Source organism: Streptomyces sp. BR1 (assembly GCF_052373795.1).
Taxonomy (GTDB): Bacteria; Actinomycetota; Actinomycetes; order Streptomycetales; family Streptomycetaceae; genus Streptomyces.
Genome location: NZ_CM126252.1, coordinates 1,290,856 through 1,309,777 on the forward strand (window position 1 = coordinate 1,290,856; position 18,922 = coordinate 1,309,777).

14 protein-coding genes are annotated in these 18,922 nt (G+C 72.1%); 8 read left to right on the forward strand and 6 right to left on the reverse strand.

Annotated features, from left to right (window positions below; all coding sequences use genetic code 11):
* Nucleotides 1-3: 3 nt before the first annotated feature.
* Nucleotides 4-1,434 (reverse strand): protoporphyrinogen oxidase, encoded by a 1,431-nt coding sequence (hemG, locus tag ACT1U9_RS05830; protein WP_444537304.1) that lies wholly within the window; start codon nt 1,432-1,434, stop codon nt 4-6.
* Between the two features lie 152 nt (nt 1,435-1,586).
* On the opposite strand from hemG, the gene ACT1U9_RS05835 reads away from it, so the two are divergent.
* Together ACT1U9_RS05835 and ACT1U9_RS05840 are read left to right on the forward strand one after the other, a co-directional pair.
* Nucleotides 1,587-2,606, forward strand: a complete 1,020-nt coding sequence (locus ACT1U9_RS05835) for a DUF4349 domain-containing protein (protein WP_444537305.1) — start codon at nt 1,587-1,589, stop codon at nt 2,604-2,606.
* 14 nt (nt 2,607-2,620) lie between these two features.
* Complete coding sequence (locus tag ACT1U9_RS05840) at nt 2,621-3,997, forward strand: FAD-dependent oxidoreductase (protein ID WP_444537306.1); 1,377 nt, start codon at nt 2,621-2,623, stop codon at nt 3,995-3,997.
* A 6-nt stretch (nt 3,998-4,003) separates the two neighbouring features.
* Here the strand turns inward: ACT1U9_RS05840 and hemE are convergent, their stop codons facing one another.
* Complete coding sequence (gene hemE, locus ACT1U9_RS05845) at nt 4,004-5,068, reverse strand: uroporphyrinogen decarboxylase (RefSeq protein ID WP_444537307.1); 1,065 nt, start codon at nt 5,066-5,068, stop codon at nt 4,004-4,006.
* Between the two features lie 90 nt (nt 5,069-5,158).
* On the opposite strand from hemE, the gene ACT1U9_RS05850 reads away from it, so the two are divergent.
* From ACT1U9_RS05850 to ACT1U9_RS05870, 5 genes are all read left to right on the forward strand, one after another.
* The gene (locus ACT1U9_RS05850) at nt 5,159-5,803 is read left to right on the forward strand and encodes a DUF3000 domain-containing protein (RefSeq protein ID WP_444537308.1); all 645 of its coding nucleotides are present in this window, start codon (nt 5,159-5,161) and stop codon (nt 5,801-5,803) included.
* Between the two features lie 349 nt (nt 5,804-6,152).
* The gene (locus ACT1U9_RS05855) at nt 6,153-6,815 is read left to right on the forward strand and encodes a LuxR C-terminal-related transcriptional regulator (protein WP_188272546.1); all 663 of its coding nucleotides are present in this window, start codon (nt 6,153-6,155) and stop codon (nt 6,813-6,815) included.
* Nucleotides 6,816-7,028: 213 nt separating this feature from the next.
* Entirely contained in the window at nt 7,029-8,315 is a 1,287-nt protein-coding gene (locus tag ACT1U9_RS05860; protein ID WP_444537309.1) for an HRDC domain-containing protein, read from the forward strand.
* Between the two features lie 207 nt (nt 8,316-8,522).
* Nucleotides 8,523-9,749: a thiolase family protein gene (locus ACT1U9_RS05865; RefSeq protein WP_444537310.1), complete on the forward strand. Its 1,227-nt coding sequence runs from the start codon at nt 8,523-8,525 to the stop codon at nt 9,747-9,749.
* On the forward strand, nt 9,746-11,884 hold the full coding sequence (locus ACT1U9_RS05870; RefSeq protein ID WP_444537311.1) for a 3-hydroxyacyl-CoA dehydrogenase NAD-binding domain-containing protein: 2,139 nt from the start codon (nt 9,746-9,748) through the stop codon (nt 11,882-11,884). Before ACT1U9_RS05865 ends, ACT1U9_RS05870 begins: the two co-directional genes overlap by 4 nt.
* Before the next feature lie 128 nt (nt 11,885-12,012).
* Here ACT1U9_RS05870 and ACT1U9_RS05875 read toward each other — a convergent pair whose 3' ends face one another.
* Nucleotides 12,013-13,170, reverse strand: coding sequence for a hypothetical protein (locus tag ACT1U9_RS05875; RefSeq protein WP_444537312.1), 1,158 nt, complete (start codon nt 13,168-13,170; stop codon nt 12,013-12,015).
* A gap of 159 nt (nt 13,171-13,329) precedes the next feature.
* On the opposite strand from ACT1U9_RS05875, the gene ACT1U9_RS05880 reads away from it, so the two are divergent.
* A complete protein-coding gene (locus ACT1U9_RS05880) occupies nt 13,330-13,716 on the forward strand; it encodes an NTP pyrophosphohydrolase (protein ID WP_444537313.1) in 387 nt (128 codons plus the stop codon).
* Here ACT1U9_RS05880 and ACT1U9_RS05885 read toward each other — a convergent pair.
* The 3 genes from ACT1U9_RS05885 to dxs form a co-directional block, all read right to left on the reverse strand.
* On the reverse strand, nt 13,713-15,257 hold the full coding sequence (locus ACT1U9_RS05885) for an ArnT family glycosyltransferase (RefSeq protein WP_444537314.1): 1,545 nt from the start codon (nt 15,255-15,257) through the stop codon (nt 13,713-13,715). The genes ACT1U9_RS05880 and ACT1U9_RS05885 overlap by 4 nt on opposite strands.
* A 50-nt stretch (nt 15,258-15,307) precedes the next feature.
* A complete protein-coding gene (locus tag ACT1U9_RS05890) occupies nt 15,308-16,783 on the reverse strand; it encodes an amino acid permease (protein WP_444537315.1) in 1,476 nt (491 codons plus the stop codon).
* Nucleotides 16,784-16,935: 152 nt separating this feature from the next.
* Nucleotides 16,936-18,885 (reverse strand): 1-deoxy-D-xylulose-5-phosphate synthase, encoded by a 1,950-nt coding sequence (gene dxs, locus ACT1U9_RS05895; RefSeq protein WP_444539017.1) that lies wholly within the window; start codon nt 18,883-18,885, stop codon nt 16,936-16,938.
* Nucleotides 18,886-18,922: the final 37 nt, after the last annotated feature.

Genomic DNA, 18,922 nt, shown 5'->3' on the forward strand with positions numbered 1-18,922 from the left:
AGGCTATTGTCCCGCGTCACGCTGAGTGTTCCGCGCCAGGGTCGACGTGGCGATGATCTCGTCCGCGGCGCGCCGCGCGCTGGCGATGCACGCGGGGATGCCGACGCCGTCGTACGCGGCCCCGCAGACCCGCAGCGCGGGCAGTTCGGCGACGGCCGCGCGCACCCGCGCCACGCGCGCGAGGTGGCCCACCGGGTACTGCGGCAGACCGCCCGTCCAGCGCGTCACCTCGCTCGCCACCGGCTTCGCGGCGAGGCCGACCGCGTCACCGAGGTCGCGCAGCGACATGTCCACCAGGTCGGCGTCGTCCCGCTCCAGGTGCTGCTCCTCGCCGTAGCGCCCGATCGAGGTGCGCAGCACGAACAGGTCGGGGGCGCCGTCGGTGACCCACTGCCACTTGTACGAGGAGAAGGTGGACGCCTTGATCGTGCGGCCGTCCACGGACGGGACCAGGAAGCCGGAGCTGCGCTCCAGGTGTTCGAGGTCCGCGCGCCGGAAGGCCATCGTGACCAGCGCCATGGAGGCGTACTCGACACCGGCCAGCTCGGCGGCCGCCGCCGGGGACTCGGCGGCGAGCAGCGCGGAGGCGGACCAGGCGGGGGCGGCGAGGACCACGCCGTCGGCCTCGATCACCTCGTGGTCGGTGCGGATCCGCCAGGAGTCGGCGGTCCGGGAGAGGGCGGCGACGGGCGCCTCGGTACGGATGACGCCGCCCTTGGCCCGTACGGCGTCGGCCACGGCGAGCGGCAGAGCGCCCATGCCGCCGTCGAGGCCCATGAAGACGGGGCCGCTCTCCTGGGGGCGCGCGGCGGCCTTCGCCTGGAGGTCCTGGACGCCGTCGAGGAGCGAGGTGTGGCTGCGGGCGGCCTCGAAGAGCTGGGGGACGGCGGCCCGCATCGAGATGCGGTAGGCGTCGCCCGCGTAGACCCCGCCGAGCAGCGGCTCGACGAGCCGGTCGACGACCTCGCGGCCGACGCGGCGGGCGACGAACTCGCCGACGCCGATGTCGTCCCCGACCTCGGTCCTCGCGAGCTCGCGGTCCTGGGCGATCCGGGCCAGGCCCTCGACCGAGACGATGCCGGAAAGCGAGGCCGGGTCCGCCGGGACGCCCATCACATGCCCCTTGGGCATCGGCCGCAGCGCGCCCCGGGTCCAGATCGCGGCGGTTGCCGACGGCGCCCGCAGCCGCTCGCCGAGGCCGACTTCGCGCGCGAGGCCGACGGCCTCGGGGCGACGCGCCAGCATGGACTCGGCGCCGAGGTCGACGCGCGCGCCCGCGATCTCGCCCGCGTGCAGCTTGCCGCCGAGCCGGTCGGTGGCCTCCAGCAGGGTCACGCGCACACCGGACTCCAGCAGCCGGTGGGCGGCGGCGAGCCCGGCGATGCCGCCTCCGACGACGACGATGTGCGGTGTTCCTGCGACGGCGTTGTCCATGCCTCCACTGTCTCAGACGCCTCCGACACTCCGCCGCCGAGCCCGTTCCGAGTCCCGACCGTCATCGCTTCGGAACCGGGATGCGGCAACCCGCGCGCCCACCCCGTCCGTCCAACGCCCACCACACCCAACGCGCCCCCGAGGGAGCCGATATGCGTGGACGACGTACCACCGGGCACCGGCCGCTGGCCGCCCTGGCCGCCGCTCTCCTGACCGCCTCGCTGGCCCTCGCGGGGTGCAGTGCGGGCTCCGGCGACAACAAGTCCGCCGCGGGCGACCGGGGCAAGGCCGCCGCGCCGGCACAAGGCGGCGCGGCGGACGGCGCCGCGAAGCGGCCCGGCGGCCCCGCGAGCGGCGCGGCCGGACCGTCGAAGGCGCCCGCACCGCCCGCCCAGGCCCACATCGTGCGCACCGCCGAGCTGAGCGTCGAGGTGGTGGACGTGCCCAAGGCGCTCACCGCGGCCCGCTCGGCGGCGACGGCGGCGGGCGGCTTCGTCGGCGACGAGAGCACCCAGCGGGACGCACACGGCCGTACCGTCTCGCACGTCGTCCTGCGGATCCCGGAGGCCCACTACGACGACGTCCTCGCCGCGCTGTCCGGCTCGGGGCACCTGCTCAGCCGCAAGGCGGAGGCGCGGGACGTCACGGACCAGGTGGTGGACGTGGACAGCCGGATCGCCTCCCAGCGCGCCAGCGTCGCGCGCGTACGTGAGCTCATGGACCGGGCGGGCGCGATCGGCGACGTGGTCACACTGGAGAGCGAACTGGGCCGTCGGCAGGCCGACTTGGAGGCGCTCCTGGCCCAGCAGGCGTCGCTGAAGGACCGTACGAGCCTGGCGACGATCACCCTCGCGCTCTCCGAGGCGGCGCCCGCGAAGAAGTCCGCGAAGGACGACGGTCCCGGCGTGCTCGACGCGCTGTCGGGCGGCTGGCACGCGTTCGTCACCGCGCTGCGGTGGCTCGTGATCGTGCTGGGCGCGGTGGCCCCGTTCGCGGGCGCGCTGGCGGCGCTGTACGCGCTGTGGCGCTGGGTGGTGCGCCCGCGGCTGCCCCGGCACGCGACGCCTTCCGCCACGCCCGTGCAGGCCGGACCCGTCAAGGTCCCGGCCGCGTCCGGGAATTCCGCGCGACCCCCGTACGTATCTTCCGAAGGAGACAGCGGGACGGACTGAGCGAGGGGTGCGCAATGGCGGAGCGACTGGTGGTCATCGGCGGGGACGCGGCGGGGATGTCCGCCGCGTCCCAGGCCCGCAGACTCAAGGGGCCCGGGGAGCTGGAGATCGTCGCGTTCGAGCGCGGCCACTTCACCTCATACTCCGCGTGCGGCATTCCGTACTGGGTGGGCGGCGACGTGCCCGAGCGGGACGATCTGATCGCCCGTACCCCCGAGGAGCACCGCGCGCGTGACATCGATCTGCGCACCCGTACCGAGGTGTTGGAGATCGACACGGCGGGGCGGCGGGTGCGGGCGCGGGACCTGGAGTCGGGCGAGGAGTACTGGACTTCGTACGACAAGCTCGTCATCGCGACCGGTGCGCGGCCGGTGCGGCCTCAGCTGCCGGGGATCGACGCGCCGGGTGTGCACGGGGTGCAGACCCTCGACGACGGGCAGGCGCTGCTCGACACGCTGGCCTCGACGCCCGGCCGCCGTGCGGTGATCGTGGGCGCGGGCTACATCGGCGTGGAGATGGCCGAGGCACTGCTGCACCGCGACTACGAGGTGACGGTGGTGACCCGCGGCGAGCAGCCCATGTCCACGCTCGACGCGGACATGGGCCGCCTGGTGCGCGAGGCGATGGACGGCCTCGGCATCACGACGGTGACGGGCGCCGAGGTCACGAAGATCCTCACCGGGGACGACGGCCGGGTGCGGGCGGTGGCCACCGAGGACGCCGAGTATCCGGCGGACGTGGTGGTCCTCGGCATCGGTGTCGAGCCGCAGACGGAGCTGGCGCGCGCGGCGGGGCTGCCGCTCGGCGAGTACGGCGGGCTGCTCACGGATCTGGCGATGCGGGTGCGCGGCCACGAGGACATCTGGGCGGGCGGCGACTGCGTGGAGGTCCTGGACCTGGTGTCGGGCCGCGAACGGCACATCGCGCTCGGCACGCACGCGAACAAGCACGGCCAGATCATCGGCTCGGGCGTGGGCGGCGGTTACGCGACCTTCCCCGGCGTCGTCGGTACGGCGGTGAGCAAGGTCTGCGACCTGGAGATCGCGCGTACGGGGCTGCGCGAGCGGGACGCGCGCGTGGCGGGTCTCCAGTTCGTGACGGCGACCATCGAGTCGACGAACAGCGCGGGGTACTACCCGGGGGCGGCCCTGATGACGGTGAAGATGCTCGCGGAGCGGCGTACGGGGAGGCTGCTCGGCGTGCAGATCGTCGGCCGCGACGGGGCCGCCAAGCGCGTCGACATCGCGGCGGTCGCGCTGACGGCGGGGATGACGGTGGAGCAGCTGGTCACCCTGGACCTGGGCTACGCCCCGCCGTTCTCCCCGGTCTGGGACCCGGTCCTGGTCGCCGCCCGCAAGGCCGTGTCGGCGGTGCGGGCGGCGGGAAACTAGCCGGGCTCAGCGGGCCGTCTGCGTGTGGACGTAGTCCACGAGGCGCGTGAGGGCTTCCGGGTTCATCGTCGGCGGGACGCCGTGGCCCAGGTTGAAGACGTGGCCCTCAAGGCCCGCCGCCGCGTCCAGGACCTCGCGGGTCTTCGCCTCGACCGCCTCCGGCGTCGAGAAGAGGACCGCGGGGTCCAGGTTGCCCTGGAGCGCCTTGCCGGGGCCGACACGGCGGGCGGCCTCGTCGAGCGGGACGCGCCAGTCGACGCCGACGACGTCCGCCCCGGCCTCGCCCATCAGACCGAGCAGTTCGCCGGTGCCGACGCCGAAGTGGATGCGCGGGACGCCGTACTTCTCGACGGCCCGGAACACCTTCGCCGAGGCGGGCATCACCGAGCGGCGGTAGTCGGCGGGGGCCAGCGCGCCCACCCAGGAGTCGAAGAGCTGGACGGCGGAGGCGCCGGCCTCGATCTGGACCTTCAGGAAGGCGCCGGTGATCTCGGCGAGGCGGTCGAGCAGGTCGGCCCACAGCTGCGGGTCGCCGTACATGAGCGCCTTGGTGTGCTCGTGGTTGCGGGACGGGCCGCCCTCCACGAGGTAGCTCGCGAGGGTGAACGGCGCGCCCGCGAAACCGATCAGCGGCGTCTCGCCGAGCTCGGCGGTGAGCATGCCGATCGCCTCGGTGACGTAGTGGACGTCCTCGGGGGTGAGGTCGCGCAGCCGCGCCAGGTCCGCGCGCGTGCGGATCGGGTCGGCGACGACCGGGCCGACGCCGGGCTTGATGTCGAGGTCGATGCCGATGGCCTTGAGCGGGACCACGATGTCGCTGTAGTAGATCGCCGCGTCCACCTTGTGGCGGCGCACGGGCTGGAGCGTGATCTCGGTGACCAGCTCGGGCCGCGTGCACGACTCCAGCATCGGGATGCCCTCGCGCACCTTCAGGTACTCGGGCAGCGAGCGCCCCGCCTGCCGCATGAACCAGACCGGCGTGTGCGGCACCGGCTCGCGGCGGCAGGCCTTCAGGAAGGCGGAGTCATAGGTTTGCGTCGGCGGGCCCGAAGGGCGTTCGTTGGCGGTCACGCCCAGAATCTTCGCACGCGCCCCCAAGCGGTCAGCCGGGCCCGGGTGTCTCTACCGACGCGAGGCGCCCGTTCCGCCTAGTCTTCCGGCATGACTGCCGCTCAGGGACGAACTTCGGATGGCGCCGGCGGCACGGACAGTGCGGACGGCAGGACCGTTCCGCCCGCCTTCCGCCAGGCGGTCGACGCGCTGCGGGGGGCGCGGCTGCGGCCCGAGATCGAGGTCGACCCGACCAGACCGCCGCAGCGGCTCGCGCCGCACGCGTACGCGCTGGAGGCGGCGGTCGTCGAGAACGACGAGGACCTGGCGGACGGGCGCCTCGTGCTGCTCCACGACCCGGCGGGGCACGACGCCTGGCAGGGAACGTTCCGCCTCGTCACGCTCGTACGGGCGGAGCTGGAGCCGGAGATGGCGGCGGACCCGCTGCTGCCCGAGGTGTGCTGGTCGTGGCTGACGGGCGCGCTGGAGGCCCGTGGCCTCTCGTACGGGGAGGCGAGCGGGACCGTGACGCGTGCGGGCTCGTACTACTTCGGCGGTCTCTCGCAGCGGCGGCCCGCCACGCAGATCGAGATCCGGGCGTCGTGGACTCCGCGTGAGGGGCGTGGCGGGGTGCCGGATTCCGCCGCGCATCTTTCGGCCTGGTGCGATCTGCTGTGCCAGGTCGCGGGATTGCCGCCGGCGCCTTCGACTGACGCGGGTGTGGTGTCACTGCCGCAGCGACGGGATCCCCGCTGAGCGCTGCGCTTCGCAGGGCCGGTGCCCGCAAGCAGGTGCGGCTCTGCTGGATCCTGGCCGCGACCAGCTGCCCTATAAGGGGCGCGGGGAACTGCGCGACCAGCCACGCACGGTCCGCACCGGCAATCCGCGCCCTGCGGGGGATTCGGGGCTGCGCCCCGAGGGGACTCGTCCGGTCACTCCCCCATCGGTCACCTGTCCTAATTGCCCTAAATGTTTCTCACCAAATCGTGATCATTCCCTAAAGCCGGACGGGCTGCCTGCCGAAGAGGTCTGTGACCCTATCTGCACGGTTCGCCCCGGCTTCATCCCCGAGCCGGCCCCGTCCCGCACCTTCCCAGGAGGCCTGGTGTCCGTTCTTCTTGAGCAGCCCGCAAGCCTGGTCGCCTACCGCCCGAACAAGCCGACGGCCATGGTCGTCGTCGCCGATCCCCGAGTCCGCTCCACCGTCACCCGTCATCTGTGGGCCCTCGGAGTACGGGACGTCATCGAGGCGTCGTCCATCGCGGAGGCACGTCCCCGCGTCGGCAACCCGCGCGACATCTGCGTTGCCGACGTCCATCTGCCCGACGGTTCCGGGCTCACCCTGCTGTCCGAGACCCGGGCGGCGGGCTGGCCCAACGGCCTGGCCCTGTCCGCCGCCGACGACATCGGCGCCGTGCGCAACGCCCTCGCGGGCGGCGTGAAGGGCTATGTCGTCACCGGTACGCGCACCAACATCGGCCACCCCACCCGCCCCGGCGCCGCCCCCATCGGATCCGCGGCCGCCCGTATGCACCGCCGCCCCCCGGGTGCCCCGAGCCACCCGGGCGGCTACCGCGAGCTCTCCGGGCGCGAGGTCGAGGTGCTGCGGCTGGTCGCGGAGGGCCAGTCGAACAAGGCGATCGGCGTCTCCATGGGCCTGTCCGCGCTGACCGTGAAGAGCCACCTCGCCCGTATCGCGCGCAAGCTCGGCACGGGCGACCGGGCCGGCATGGTGGCCGTGGCCCTGCGTACGGGAATCATCCACTGACCCGGACGGACCGACCCGGACACTGACGCGAAGACCGGATTCAGGGACCCCGAACCGTCCACCGACCGGGGTCCCGCATCACCTGTTGATCACCTGCCGACCCACCGGTCCCGAGGGGCATGCTCCCCCCACAAAGCGCCGTGCGCCCCTCGCGCGTCCGTCGACGGAACGTTCCGTCGACGGACGCGGCGTATACACAAGTACCCTTGACAGGTGACCGACGCCCATAAGACCGCAGCAGAGACAGCACTGCGAACCACCGGGGGCGCTCCCCCGGACGACGACGTCCCGGTTGATGGGCTGCCGACTCCCCTGCTGGAGCCCCGAGACGGCATTCCGCCCGTCGTCGCCACCGACGAGGCGCTCGCCGAAGTCGTCGCCGCGTTCGCGGCCGGCACCGGCCCCGTGGCCGTCGACGCCGAGCGCGCCTCCGGCTACCGGTACGGCCAGCGCGCCTATCTGGTGCAGCTGCGCCGGGCGGGCGCGGGCACCGCGCTCGTCGACCCGGTGGGCTGCCCCGACCTCTCCGCACTCGGCGACGCGCTCGCCGACACCGAGTGGATCCTGCACGCCGCGACCCAGGACCTGCCGTGCCTGCGGGAAATAGGCATGGTGCCGTCCAGACTCTTCGACACCGAGCTCGCCGGCCGGCTCGCGGGCTTCCCGCGCGTGGGCCTGGGCGCGATGGTCGAGAGCGTCCTCGGATACGCCCTGGAGAAGGGCCACTCCGCGGTCGACTGGTCGACCCGGCCGCTGCCCGAGCCGTGGCTGCGCTACGCGGCCCTCGACGTCGAGCTCCTGGTCGACCTGCGCGACGCGCTGGAGAAGGAGCTGGACCGCCAGGGCAAACTGGACTGGGCCCGCCAGGAGTTCGACGCCATCGCCGCCGCGCCGCCCGCACCGCCGCGCAAGGAGCCCTGGCGGCGCACCTCCGGGATGCACAAGGTGCGCCGGCGCCGCCAGATGGCCGCCGTGCGGGAGCTGTGGACGGCCCGGGACAAGGTCGCCCAGCGCCGTGACGTCTCGCCGGGCAAGGTGCTCAGCGACTCCGCGATCATCGAGGCGTCGCTCGCGCTGCCGGTCGACGTACAGGCCCTGATGGCGCTGCCCGGATACGGGCACCGGATGGGGCGGCGGCAGCTGGAGCAGTGGCAGGCGGCGGTCGACAAGGCCAAGGCGCTGCCGGACTCCGCGCTGCCGCAGCCCGGCCAGCCGGTGACGGGCCCGCCGCCGCCGCGCTCCTGGGCGGACAAGGACCCGGCGGCCGCGGCGCGCCTCTCGGCGGCCCGTGCCGCCGTCTCCGAGCTCGCGGAGCAGCTGAACATGCCGCAGGAGAACCTGATCACCCCGGACACCGTCCGCCGGGTGTGCTGGGAGCCCCCGGGCGACCGCTCGGAGGCGGCCGTGGCCGAGGCCCTGGCCGCGTACGGCGCCCGCCGCTGGCAGATCGAGCAGGTCACCCCGCTCCTGTCCCAGGCCCTGACGGCGAAGACGGCCTGACCCGCACCGCGCCCACGTACCCCCTGACGACCACGGTCATCAGGGGGTACGGCCGTTGTGGGGGCCATCCGGAGTGTGACCTTCGCCGCTCTGGCCGAGGGGACTGGGCAGTTTGGTTACCCGCAAGTAGCATGTCGGGGTGAGCGCGCGCTCAGGCGTCCGCGCCACGCGCAGCAGTGCCACCCCGCACCCTGGAGGAGAGCCATCGTGCCTCGTACCGTCAGGGACGTCGTCTTCGTCGACGGCGTCCGCACCCCGTTCGGCAAGGCGGGCCCGAAGGGCATCTACCACGAGACCCGCGCCGACGATCTCGTCGTCAAGGCGATCCGGGAGCTGCTGCGCCGCAACCCGGCCCTCGACCCCGCCAAGATCGACGAGGTCGCTATCGCCGCGACCACCCAGATCGGCGACCAGGGTCTGACCCTGGGCCGCACCGCGGGCATCCTCGCGGGTCTGCCGCAGTCCGTGCCGGGCTACTCCATCGACCGTATGTGCGCGGGCGCGCTGACCGCCGTGACCTCGGTCGCCGGTTCCATCGCCTTCGGCGCGTACGACGCCGTCATCGCCGGTGGTGTCGAGCACATGGGCCGCCACCCGATGGGCGAGGGCGTCGACCCGAACCCGCGGTTCGTGAGCGAGAAGCTCGTCGACGAGTCGGCCCTCTTCATGGGCATGACCGCCGAGAACCTGCACGACCGCTACCCGCAGATCACCAAGCAGCGCGCCGACAAGTACGCCGTGCGCTCGCAGGAGAAGGCTGCCAAGGCGTACGCCGACGGCAAGATCCAGCAGGACCTGGTGCCGATCTCGGTGCGCAACACCAACGCCGAGGTGGGCGAGACCGGCTGGGGTCTGGTCACGGCCGACGAGCCGATGCGCCCGGGCACCACCCTGGAGAGCCTGGCGAACCTGAAGACGCCGTTCCGCGTCCACGGCAACGTCACCGCGGGCAACGCGGCCGGCCTCAACGACGGTGCCACCGCGTCGATCATCGCGTCCGAGGAGTTCGCGCGCGAGAACGGCCTGCCGGTCAAGATGCGCCTGGTCTCGTACGCCTTCGCGGGTGTCGAGCCCGAGGTCATGGGCTACGGCCCGATCCCGGCGACCGAGAAGGCGCTGGCCAAGGCCGGCCTCTCGATCGAGGACATCAACCTCTTCGAGATCAACGAGGCGTTCGCCGTCCAGGTCCTCGCGTTCCTGGACCACTACGGCATCGCCGACGACGACGCCCGCGTCAACCAGTACGGCGGCGCCATCGCCTACGGCCACCCGCTCGCGTCCTCGGGCGTACGCCTGATGACCCAGCTGGCGCGGCAGTTCGAGGCGCAGCCGGAGGTCCGCTACGGCCTCACCACCATGTGCGTCGGCTTCGGCATGGGCGCCACGGTCATCTGGGAGAACCCGCACCACAAGGACGCCGGAGGCAGCAAGTGAGCACCACCGCTGAGCTTTTGAAGGGTGCGGCCGAGCTGTTCCCGGACGAGGTCGTCACCTCGGCGCACGTGCGCCACCTCGACCTGCCGTTCGGCGCGGGCAAGTTCGCGCTGATCACGCTGGACAACGGCTTCGACCACACCAAGCCGACCACCTTCGGCCCCGGCTCGCTGGCGAACCTGAACGCCGCCATCGACCAGGTCGAGCAGGAGGCGGCCGAGGGCAAGATCGTCGGCGTCGGTGTCACCGGCAAGCCGTTCATCTTCGCGGTCGGCGCCGACCTCAAGGGCGTCGAGATCCTCAAGAAGCACGAAGACGCGCTGGTCATCGGCAAGAGCGGCCACGACGTCTTCAAGCGTCTCGCCGCGCTGGCCGTGCCCTCCTTCGCGTACTACAACGGCGCGGCCATGGGCGGCGGTGTCGAGGTCGGACTGCACTGCTCCTACCGCACCGTCTCCAAGGCGCTGCCCGCGTTCTCGCTGCCCGAGGTCTTCCTCGGTCTTGTCCCGGGCTGGGGCGGCTGCACGCTGCTCCCCAACCTGATCGGCGCCGAGAAGGCCGTCTCGGTCATCATCGAGAACTCGCTGAACCAGAACCGCCAGCTCAAGGGCAAGCAGGTCTTCGAACTCGGCATCGCGGACGCGCTGTTCGAGGGTGCGGACTTCCTGGAGCAGTCGCTGATCTGGACCGCGAACGTCCTCAAGGGCGACGTCACGGTCGAGCGTCCCGAGATCGACCGCGGCGAGGCCTGGGACCAGGCCGTCGCCAAGGGCCGCTTCATCGCCGACTCCAAGGTGCACGGCGCGGCCCCGGCCGCCTACCGCGCCCTGGAGATCATCGAGGCCGCCAAGAACGGTGACCTCCAGGCCGGCTTCGACGCCGAGGACACCGCGCTCGCCGACCTGATCATGGGCGGGGAACTCCGCAGCGGCATCTACGCGTTCAACCTCGTGCAGAAGCGCGCCAAGCGCCCGGCGGGCGCGCCGGACAAGAACCTGGCCCGCCCGGTCACCAAGGTCGGCGTCGTGGGCGCGGGTCTGATGGCCTCGCAGCTCGCGCTGCTGTTCCTGCGCCGCCTTGAGGTGCCGGTCGTGCTGACCGACATCGACCAGGAGCGCGTCGACAAGGGTGTGGGCTACGTCCACGCCGAGATCGACAAGCTGCTCGCGAAGTCCCGTATCAACCAGGACAAGGCCAACCGCCTCAAGGGCCTGGTCTCGGGTGTGCTGGACAAGGCCGAGGGCTTCTCCGACGCCGACTTCATCATCGAGGCCGTCTTCGAGGAGATCGGCGTCAAGCAGCAGGTGTTCGCGGAGGTCGAGGCGGTCGCCCCGGCGCACGCGATCCTCGCCACCAACACCTCGTCGCTCTCGGTCTCCGAGATGGCGTCGAAGCTGAAGCACCCCGAGCGGGTCGTCGGCTTCCACTTCTTCAACCCGGTCGCGATCCTTCCGCTCCTGGAGATCGTGCGCGGCGAGCAGACCGACGACGCCTCGCTGGCCACGGCGTTCGGTGTGGCGCGCAAGCTGAAGAAGACCGCGGTCCTGACCAAGGACGCCCCGGCGTTCGTCGTCAACCGCATCCTGACCCGGTTCATGGGCGAGATCCAGAACGTCATCGACGAGGGCACCCCGGTCGCCGTCGCCGAGAAGGCGATCGAGCCGCTCGGTCTGCCGATGTCGCCGCTGGTGCTCCTGGAGCTGGTCGGCCCCGCCATCGGTCTGCACGTGTCCGAGACCCTCAACCGCGCCTTCCCGGACCGCTTCACGGTCTCCGAGAACCTGGCCGCGGTGGTCAAGGCGGGCAAGCGCGGCTTCTACGTCTACTCCGCCGAGAACGGGTTCAAGCCCGAGCTGGACCCGGAGGTCGCCGCTCTCCTCAAGCAGGGCGATGTCGTCCTGACCGAGGAGCAGACCCGTGACCGCGTCCTGGACGCGGTGGCGCAGGAGATCGGGCTCATGCTGGAGGAGGGTGTCGTGGCCGAGGCCCAGGACATCGACCTCTGCCTGATCACCGGTGCGGGCTGGCCCTTCCACCTGGGCGGCATCACGCCGTACCTGGACCGCGAGGGCGTCTCGGAGCGCGTGAACGGGAAGAAGTTCCTGGCGCAGGGCGTCGCGAGCGTCCCGGCGTAACGTCACTGGGCAGCACATAGGAGGAGGCCCCCGCTCTGAGAGCGGGGGCCTCCTTGGCGTAACAGCCGTTCCGCGGCGGCCGGTTGGCCCGCCTGCCCGGAACCACCCCGGGCAGGCACCGCGCAGCGTCAGACCGTGATCCAGGGCTCCATCGCGAGGCCCGGCTCGGTGGTCTTCTGGCGGGTGATCCGCAGCCTGCCGTCCGTGCCGAACGCGGCGAGGACGACCCGCCCGGCGGCGTCGGTCGCGAGCGCGGGCACTCCGGCGCAGACCTCGCCGGTCGAGGCCCACACGGCTCCGGCCGACTCGGCCTCGGTCGGGTAGGCGGCCAGCGCCGGGCGGCCGTCGGCGCCGCGCTGGGCCATCAGGGTGCAGTCGTGGCCGTCGACCGGGGTGCGCAGCACGGCGATGGGGCCGCTCGCGGCGCCGCCGAGCGGCACGGGCGCGTCGTCGCCGCGCACGGCCTGCACCTCGCCCGACTTGCTCTCGCGCCACAGGAAGGTGATGCGGTCCTCACCGGTGTGCTGGGCCGCCACCGAGCCGTCCTCGGGCTGGTGCTTGAGGTCGGGCGCCGTCTCGTAGTCGTTGCCCTCCGCGGTCCTCGTCCAGCGCATCACACCGCGCTTGGCCGGGGCCAGGACCTCGACCTTGCCGTCGTCGGCCGCGCCCGCGCAGATCGTGCCGTACGAGCCGGAGCCGTTGAGGTCGAGCCAGTTGCCCCACTTGCCGGAGGACTCCTGGACACGGGCGCACAGGCCGGTCCCGGCGTTGCGGACGAACACGTGCAGGTTGTCGTCGGAGTCGACGACGGCGGCCGGGTGGCCGACCTTGGCGGCCTTCGACTGGTCGCGGTACGGGGTGCCCAGCGGGTACCAGTCCTTGACCGGGCGGCCCGACTGGTACTGGATGGCGTGGACCACGTCGTAGTGGGGCTCACCGGCGGCCGTGACCGACTGCCACAGCGTGAAGAGGTGCACATACCCGTCGGAGCCCTGGACGACGGTGAGGCGCGGGTCCAGGCCGCTCTTCGGGGCCACCAGCTCGGGGCCGGTCCACTCGGGGCCGCCGGGCGAGACCTCGGTCCAGCGCAGCACCCCGCCGTCGGTCGGCGCGTACGCCGTGAGCCTGCCGTCCTTGCCGCGCAGCAGCCAGCCGGTGACCGTGGGACGGCCGTCCGGCGTGGCGAGCACGGGAGCGAGGCCGGGCGCGGCGGTGGACTTCGGGGCGGGGGGCCCGGGCTCCCGGCCCGACCCACCCTTCGACGTCCGCGCGGGCTTCAACGCCATGGCTCACCGACCACCTTTCCCTACCAGATCCGCGATGAGCGGCCGGATGCGACACACCATGAGACCCAGCGACAATAACACTCGGTCCGGGGCCCGGAATTCGCGGGATTTCCCCGGCCCGACGTGCGATTTTCCCCTTGTCCGTGCCAGGCTGCCGGGATGGTGACGACCTCGCTGGTGATCGTGGACGCGGCCAATGTGGTGGGCTCGGTTCCGGACGGCTGGTGGCGCGACCGGCGCGGCGCCGCCGAGCGCCTGCGCGACCACCTCACCGGATTCGCCACGACCGGCCTGCCCGGCTTTCCCGGCCCCGTGGAGCTGGTCCTGGTGGTCGAGGGCGCGGCGCGGGCCGTGGAGTCGGTGACGGGCGTACGGGTCGAGCCGGCGCCCGGCAGCGGCGACGACAGGATCGTGGAACTGGTCGCGGACCGGGCGGCGGACCGCCCCTGCCTGGTGGTGACGGCCGACCGCGAACTGCGCCGCCGCGTCGAGGCCCACGGCGCCCAGTGCGCGGGCCCCCGGACGGTGCGACAGCCAGGCGGTTAGTCCCCAGCGGGCTGCGTACGTACGTAGAGGACCGCCCCGTCGACCGTCCCCGCCAGCGGTTCGTAGTGCGCGGCCAGCAGGCGGCGCAGGCTCGGGAGGCGTTCGGGGGCGTACGGCTTGCCGCGTGAGTCGTCGACGATCAGTGCTGGCGGCCGGGTCGTCAGCTCCGCGCGGAAGACCGGCCAGGAGCCGTCGACGCCGTACTTCTCGCCGACCTGGGGGCCGTCGCGGCCGCCGCTGTAGTTGGTGAGGAGTCCGGCCGTCAGATAGCGGGTGGCGGGGGTGCGGCCGGCGAGCCAGTACGTCTCCGGGTGTATGCCCCAGACCAGCACCGGCTCCTGCGGCGCCGTACGGGCGCGTACGGCGGCGGCCAGGCGCTCGGCGTGGGCGAGTTCGGGGCGCGGCGCGAGCAGGCCCCAGCAGAGGAAGAGCGCGCAGCCGCAGGCGGACGCGAGCAGCGCGCTGGTCAGCCGGTACGGCGGCAGGATCTGCAGCGCGGCGGCGGCGAGCAGCACCAGCGGCGGGATGAGCTGGAGGTAGTAGTGGCCGAAGAAATGGAAGCCGACGAGGACGGCACCGGCCGAGGAGGCGAGCCACAGCCATACGTCGGCGGCGCCGGTCCGCGCGATCCGCAGCACCCGCACCACCGGCGGGATCAGCCCGGCGCAGGCGGTCGCGAGCAGGGCCGTGTTCACCAACCCCCGTGCCAGTACGTGCAGTTCGGAGCCGGTGAAGGAGGCGTACGCGCCGGAGCCGGTGACCGTCCAGAACAGGAAGCGGGACGGGCCGGTGGCGAGCGCGCCGAGCAGTACCGGGCCGCAGAGCCCGACTCCCGTACGCAGCAGGGCACTTCGGCGCGGCGCGGCCGTGCGCCACAGCAGCCACAGGACCGGGACGAGGGTGGCGCCGCCGGTCTGCTTGGTCAGGAGCGCCCCGGCGACGGCCAACCCGGCGCGGCCCCAGTGGCCCCGGTCGGCGCAGCGCACGGCGGCGACCGTGAACGGCAGCATGAACACCTCGAACGTGGCCGCCTGCGCGTCCTCGGGGTTGAGGCCGATGGAGACGAGCAGGTGCAGGACCCCGGCGACCCGCCCGGCCCGGTCGCCCCAGCGGCGGCGGGCGGTGGAGGCCAGCAGCACCGCCGTGAGCAGCTGGGCCCCCACCGCCGCGAGCCGCAGCGGGCTGAGCGAGGTGTCCCCGAAGACCGCGAAGGCCGCCTCGTACAGCCACGGCAGCAGCGGGGGCTTGCGGTCGACGACCGTGTCGTACAGCGCTCCCCCGGCGGCGAGTTGGCGCGCCTGGACGGCGAGATAGCCCTCGTCCGGGTTCCACAGGGGATGGCGGAAGGACGGCAGCCGGGTCAGCACGGCCAGCGCGGCGAGCGCGGGCAGCAGCCGCGTCCAGTACCCGGCGCACCGCCCCGGCCCCGGCGCGGCCCGCGGCCGGGGCACCCGAGACGCGCGTACGGAGCGTGACGGGGCGGCGGACTCGACGAGCGTACGGTGCACGGGAAGCACGCTATCCGGCCCCGCAGTTCCCATCGAAGCGGGACATACGGGGCCGGTCGATCAACTCCGGGAACTCGAAATCGTCACTGTACGTTAACTCGACTGTGAGACCGTCCGTACAGGAAGTAGACGACGAAACCGATCACCATCCAGATCCCGAACCTGATCCAGGTCTCGGCCGGCAGATTGATCATCAGCCAGAGGGAGGCGGCCACCGACAGGATGGGCACCAGGGGCACCAGCGGGGTACGGAACGCGCGCGGCAGGTCGGGGCGGGTGCGGCGCAGGATGATCACGCTGATGGCGACGACGACGAAGGCGAAGAGGGTGCCGATGTTCACCAGCTCGGCCAGTTCGCTGAGGCTGGTGAAGCCCGCGAGGATCGCGATCAGCCCGCCGAGCAGGATGGTGGGCCGGTGCGGGGTGCGGAAGCGCGGGTGGACACGGGAGAAGAACCGGGGCAGCAGCCCGTCCCGGCTCATCGCGAAGAACACGCGGGTCTGGCCGAGCAGCAGGATCATGCAGACGGTGGTGAGACCGACGGCCGCCCCGAAGCTGATGACGCCCGCGTAGAAGGGGTGCCCGGTGCCCTTGAAGGCGTCGGCGAGCGGGGCGTCCACGGAGAGCTTGGAGTAGTGCTGCATCCCGGTGACCACGATGGAGACGGCCACATACAGGGCGGTGCAGATGAAGAGCGAGCCGAGGATGCCGCGCGGCATGTCCCGCTGGGGGTTCTTCGTCTCCTCGGCGGCGGTGGCCACGATATCGAAGCCGATGAAGGCGAAGAAGACGACGGACGCGGCGGTGAAGATGCCCATCACGCCGAAGTTGGTGGGGGCGTAGCCGAACATGAGCTCGACGAGCGGCGCCTTGAGGGTGCCGCCCGCGGTCTGCGGCTGCGACGTGGGGATGAACGGCTTGTAGTTCTCGGACTTGATGAAGAACGCGCCCGCGATGATCACGATGAGCACCACGGTCACCTTGACGGCGACGACGACCGAGGTGACCCGGGCGGAGAGCTTCATCCCGAGGACGAGGATCGCGGTGAGCACCAGGACCAGGGCGGCGGCCAGGATGTCGAAGCCGAAGCCGTGCGCGCCGTCGCGCCCGCTGAGCCCTTCCGGCATGTGCCAGCCCGCGTTGTCGAGCAGCGAGCGCACATACCCTGACCAGCCGACGGCCACCACGGCGGTGCCGAGGGCGAATTCGAGCACCAGGTCCCAGCCGATGGTCCAGGCGGGGAGTTCTCCGAGCGAGGCGTACGAGAAGGTGTACGCGGACCCGGCGACCGGGACGGTGGAGGCGAACTCGGCGTAGCACAGGGCGGCCAGCGCGCAGACGACACCGGCCGTGACGAAGGCCAGGGAGACGGCCGGTCCCGCGTTCTCCTTGGCGACCTTGCCGGTGAGGACGAAGATGCCGGTGCCGATGATGACACCGACCCCGAAGACCGTCAGATCGAGCGCGGACAGCGACTTCTTGAGTGCGTGTTCGGGCTCCTCTGTGTCCTTGATGGACTTCTCAATGGATTTGGTCCGGAAGAGACCGTTACTGGCCACCTGTGCACCTCCGCTAGCTCAACGTCCTCGCCATGATCGGGAGGAGTGGCCGTACGGGTACCGGGCGGCGGCGGTAATTCACGCAATTGGGCCGGTCCAACCACCCGTACAGGGTGATCGGACCGGCCCGTTGACCGGTGTGCTCGGCCGCGTCAGTCGCGCGCGGGCTCCACGGCGGCCTCGCTGTCGTACTTGCCGTCGAGCTTGGCGACCAGGCCGGTGACCTGGCGGGCGATGTCCGGCGCGGTCAGCCCGATCTCCGCCATGACCTCGTTACGGGAGGCGTGGTCGAGGAAGCGCGGCGGGATGCCGAAGTCGCGCAGCGGGACGTCGACGCCCGCGTCGCGCAGCGCCTGGGCGACGGCCGAACCGACGCCGCCGACGCGGCTGTTGTCCTCGACGGTGACGACAACCCGGTGGGTCTCGGCGAGCGGGGCGAGCGCCTCGTCGACCGGCTTGACCCAGCGCGGGTCGACCACGGTCGTCGAGATGCCCTGCGCGTCGAGCAGGTCGGCGATCTCCAGGCACATCGGGGCGAGCGCGCCGACGGAGACGAGCAGCACGTCGGTGGGGGCACCTCCCATGCCCTTAAGGCTATGGGGGAGCTCCGCGTCGGCCTTGCGCAGCACGTCCATGCCGCCGATCCTGCCGACGGCCTGGACCGCCGGGCCGACCGCGCCCTTGGAGAACCGCACCACGGTCGGGGCGTCCTCGACCGCGACGGCCTCGCGCAGCTGGGCACGCACCTGGTCGGCGTCGCGCGGCGCCGCGATCCTGAGGTCGGGGACGACCTGGAGGATCGACATGTCCCACATGCCGTTGTGCGAGGCACCGTCGGTGCCGGTGACCCCGGCCCGGTCCAGGACGAACGTCACACCGCACTTGTGGAGGGCGACATCCATCAGGACCTGGTCGAAGGCACGGTTGAGGAAGGTGGCGTAGACGGCGAAGACGGGGTGCAGACCACCGGTGGCCAGGCCCGCCGCGGAGACCGCGGCGTGCTGCTCGGCGATGCCGACGTCGTAGACCCGCTCCGGGAAGGCCTTGGCGAACTTGTCGAGCCCGACCGGCTGGAGCATGGCCGCGGTGATCGCGACGATGTCCTCGCGCTCCTTGCCGAGCTTGACCATCTCCTCGCCGAAGACCGAGGTCCAGTCCAGGCCCGAGGTCGACACGGGCAGACCGGTGTCCGGGTGGATCTTGCCGACGGCGTGGAAGCGGTCGGCCTCGTCCGCGAGCGCGGGCTGGTAGCCGCGGCCCTTCTCGGTGAGGCAGTGCACGATGACCGGGCCGCCGAAGCGCTTGGCGCGCGTCAGGGCGGACTCCAGGGCCTCGATGTCATGGCCGTCGATCGGGCCGACGTACTTGAGGCCCAGGTCCTCGAACATGCCCTGCGGCGCGATGAAGTCCTTGAGGCCCTTCTTGGCGCCGTGCAGCGTCTCATAGAGCGGCTTGCCGACGACCGGGGTGCGCTCCAGGAGGTCCTTGCCCTTGGCGAGGAAGCGCTCGTAGCCGTCGGTGGTGCGCAGGGTCGCCAGATGGTTGGCGAGGCCGCCGATGGTCGGCGCGTACGAGCGCTCGTTGTCGTTGACGACGATGACCAGCGGGCGGTCCTTGGCGGCGGCGATGTTGTTCAGCGCCTCCCAGGCCATGCCGCCGGTCAGGGCGCCGTCGCCGATGACCGCGACGACGTGGTCGTCCCGCTTGAGGACCTCGTTGGCCTTGGCGAGACCGTCGGCCCAGCCCAGCACGGTGGAGGCGTGGCTGTTCTCGATGACGTCGTGCTCGGACTCGGCCTGCGAGGGGTAGCCGGAGAGCCCGCCCTTCATCTTCAGCTTGGCGAAGTCCTGGCGGCCGGTGAGGAGCTTGTGCACATAGCTCTGGTGGCCCGTGTCCCACAGGACCTTGTCCTTGGGGGACTCGAAGACGCGGTGCAGCGCGATGGTGAGCTCCACGACGCCCAGGTTGGGTCCGAGGTGCCCGCCGGTCTTGGAGACCGCGTCCACGAGAAAGGTCCGGATCTCAGCGGCCAGCTGGTCCAGCTGCTCCGGGCTGAGCCGGTCGAGATCGCGCGGTCCCCTGATACGGGTAAGCAGCGGCACCCGTGCCTCCTTGCATCCGTGCTGGTCGAGCATGCCG

Excerpts from the sequence above, each read along its gene's own strand:
- hemG (WP_444537304.1), bottom strand. The coding sequence starts at position 1,434 with ATGGACAACGCCGTCGCAGGAACACCGCACATCGTCGTCGTCGGAGGC.
- ACT1U9_RS05835 (WP_444537305.1), top strand. The coding sequence starts at position 1,587 with ATGCGTGGACGACGTACCACCGGGCACCGGCCGCTGGCCGCCCTGGCC.
- ACT1U9_RS05840 (WP_444537306.1), top strand. The coding sequence starts at position 2,621 with ATGGCGGAGCGACTGGTGGTCATCGGCGGGGACGCGGCGGGGATGTCC.
- ACT1U9_RS05850 (WP_444537308.1), top strand. The coding sequence starts at position 5,159 with ATGACTGCCGCTCAGGGACGAACTTCGGATGGCGCCGGCGGCACGGAC.
- ACT1U9_RS05875 (WP_444537312.1), bottom strand. The coding sequence starts at position 13,170 with ATGGCGTTGAAGCCCGCGCGGACGTCGAAGGGTGGGTCGGGCCGGGAG.
- ACT1U9_RS05880 (WP_444537313.1), top strand. The coding sequence starts at position 13,330 with ATGGTGACGACCTCGCTGGTGATCGTGGACGCGGCCAATGTGGTGGGC.
- ACT1U9_RS05885 (WP_444537314.1), bottom strand. The coding sequence starts at position 15,257 with ATGGGAACTGCGGGGCCGGATAGCGTGCTTCCCGTGCACCGTACGCTC.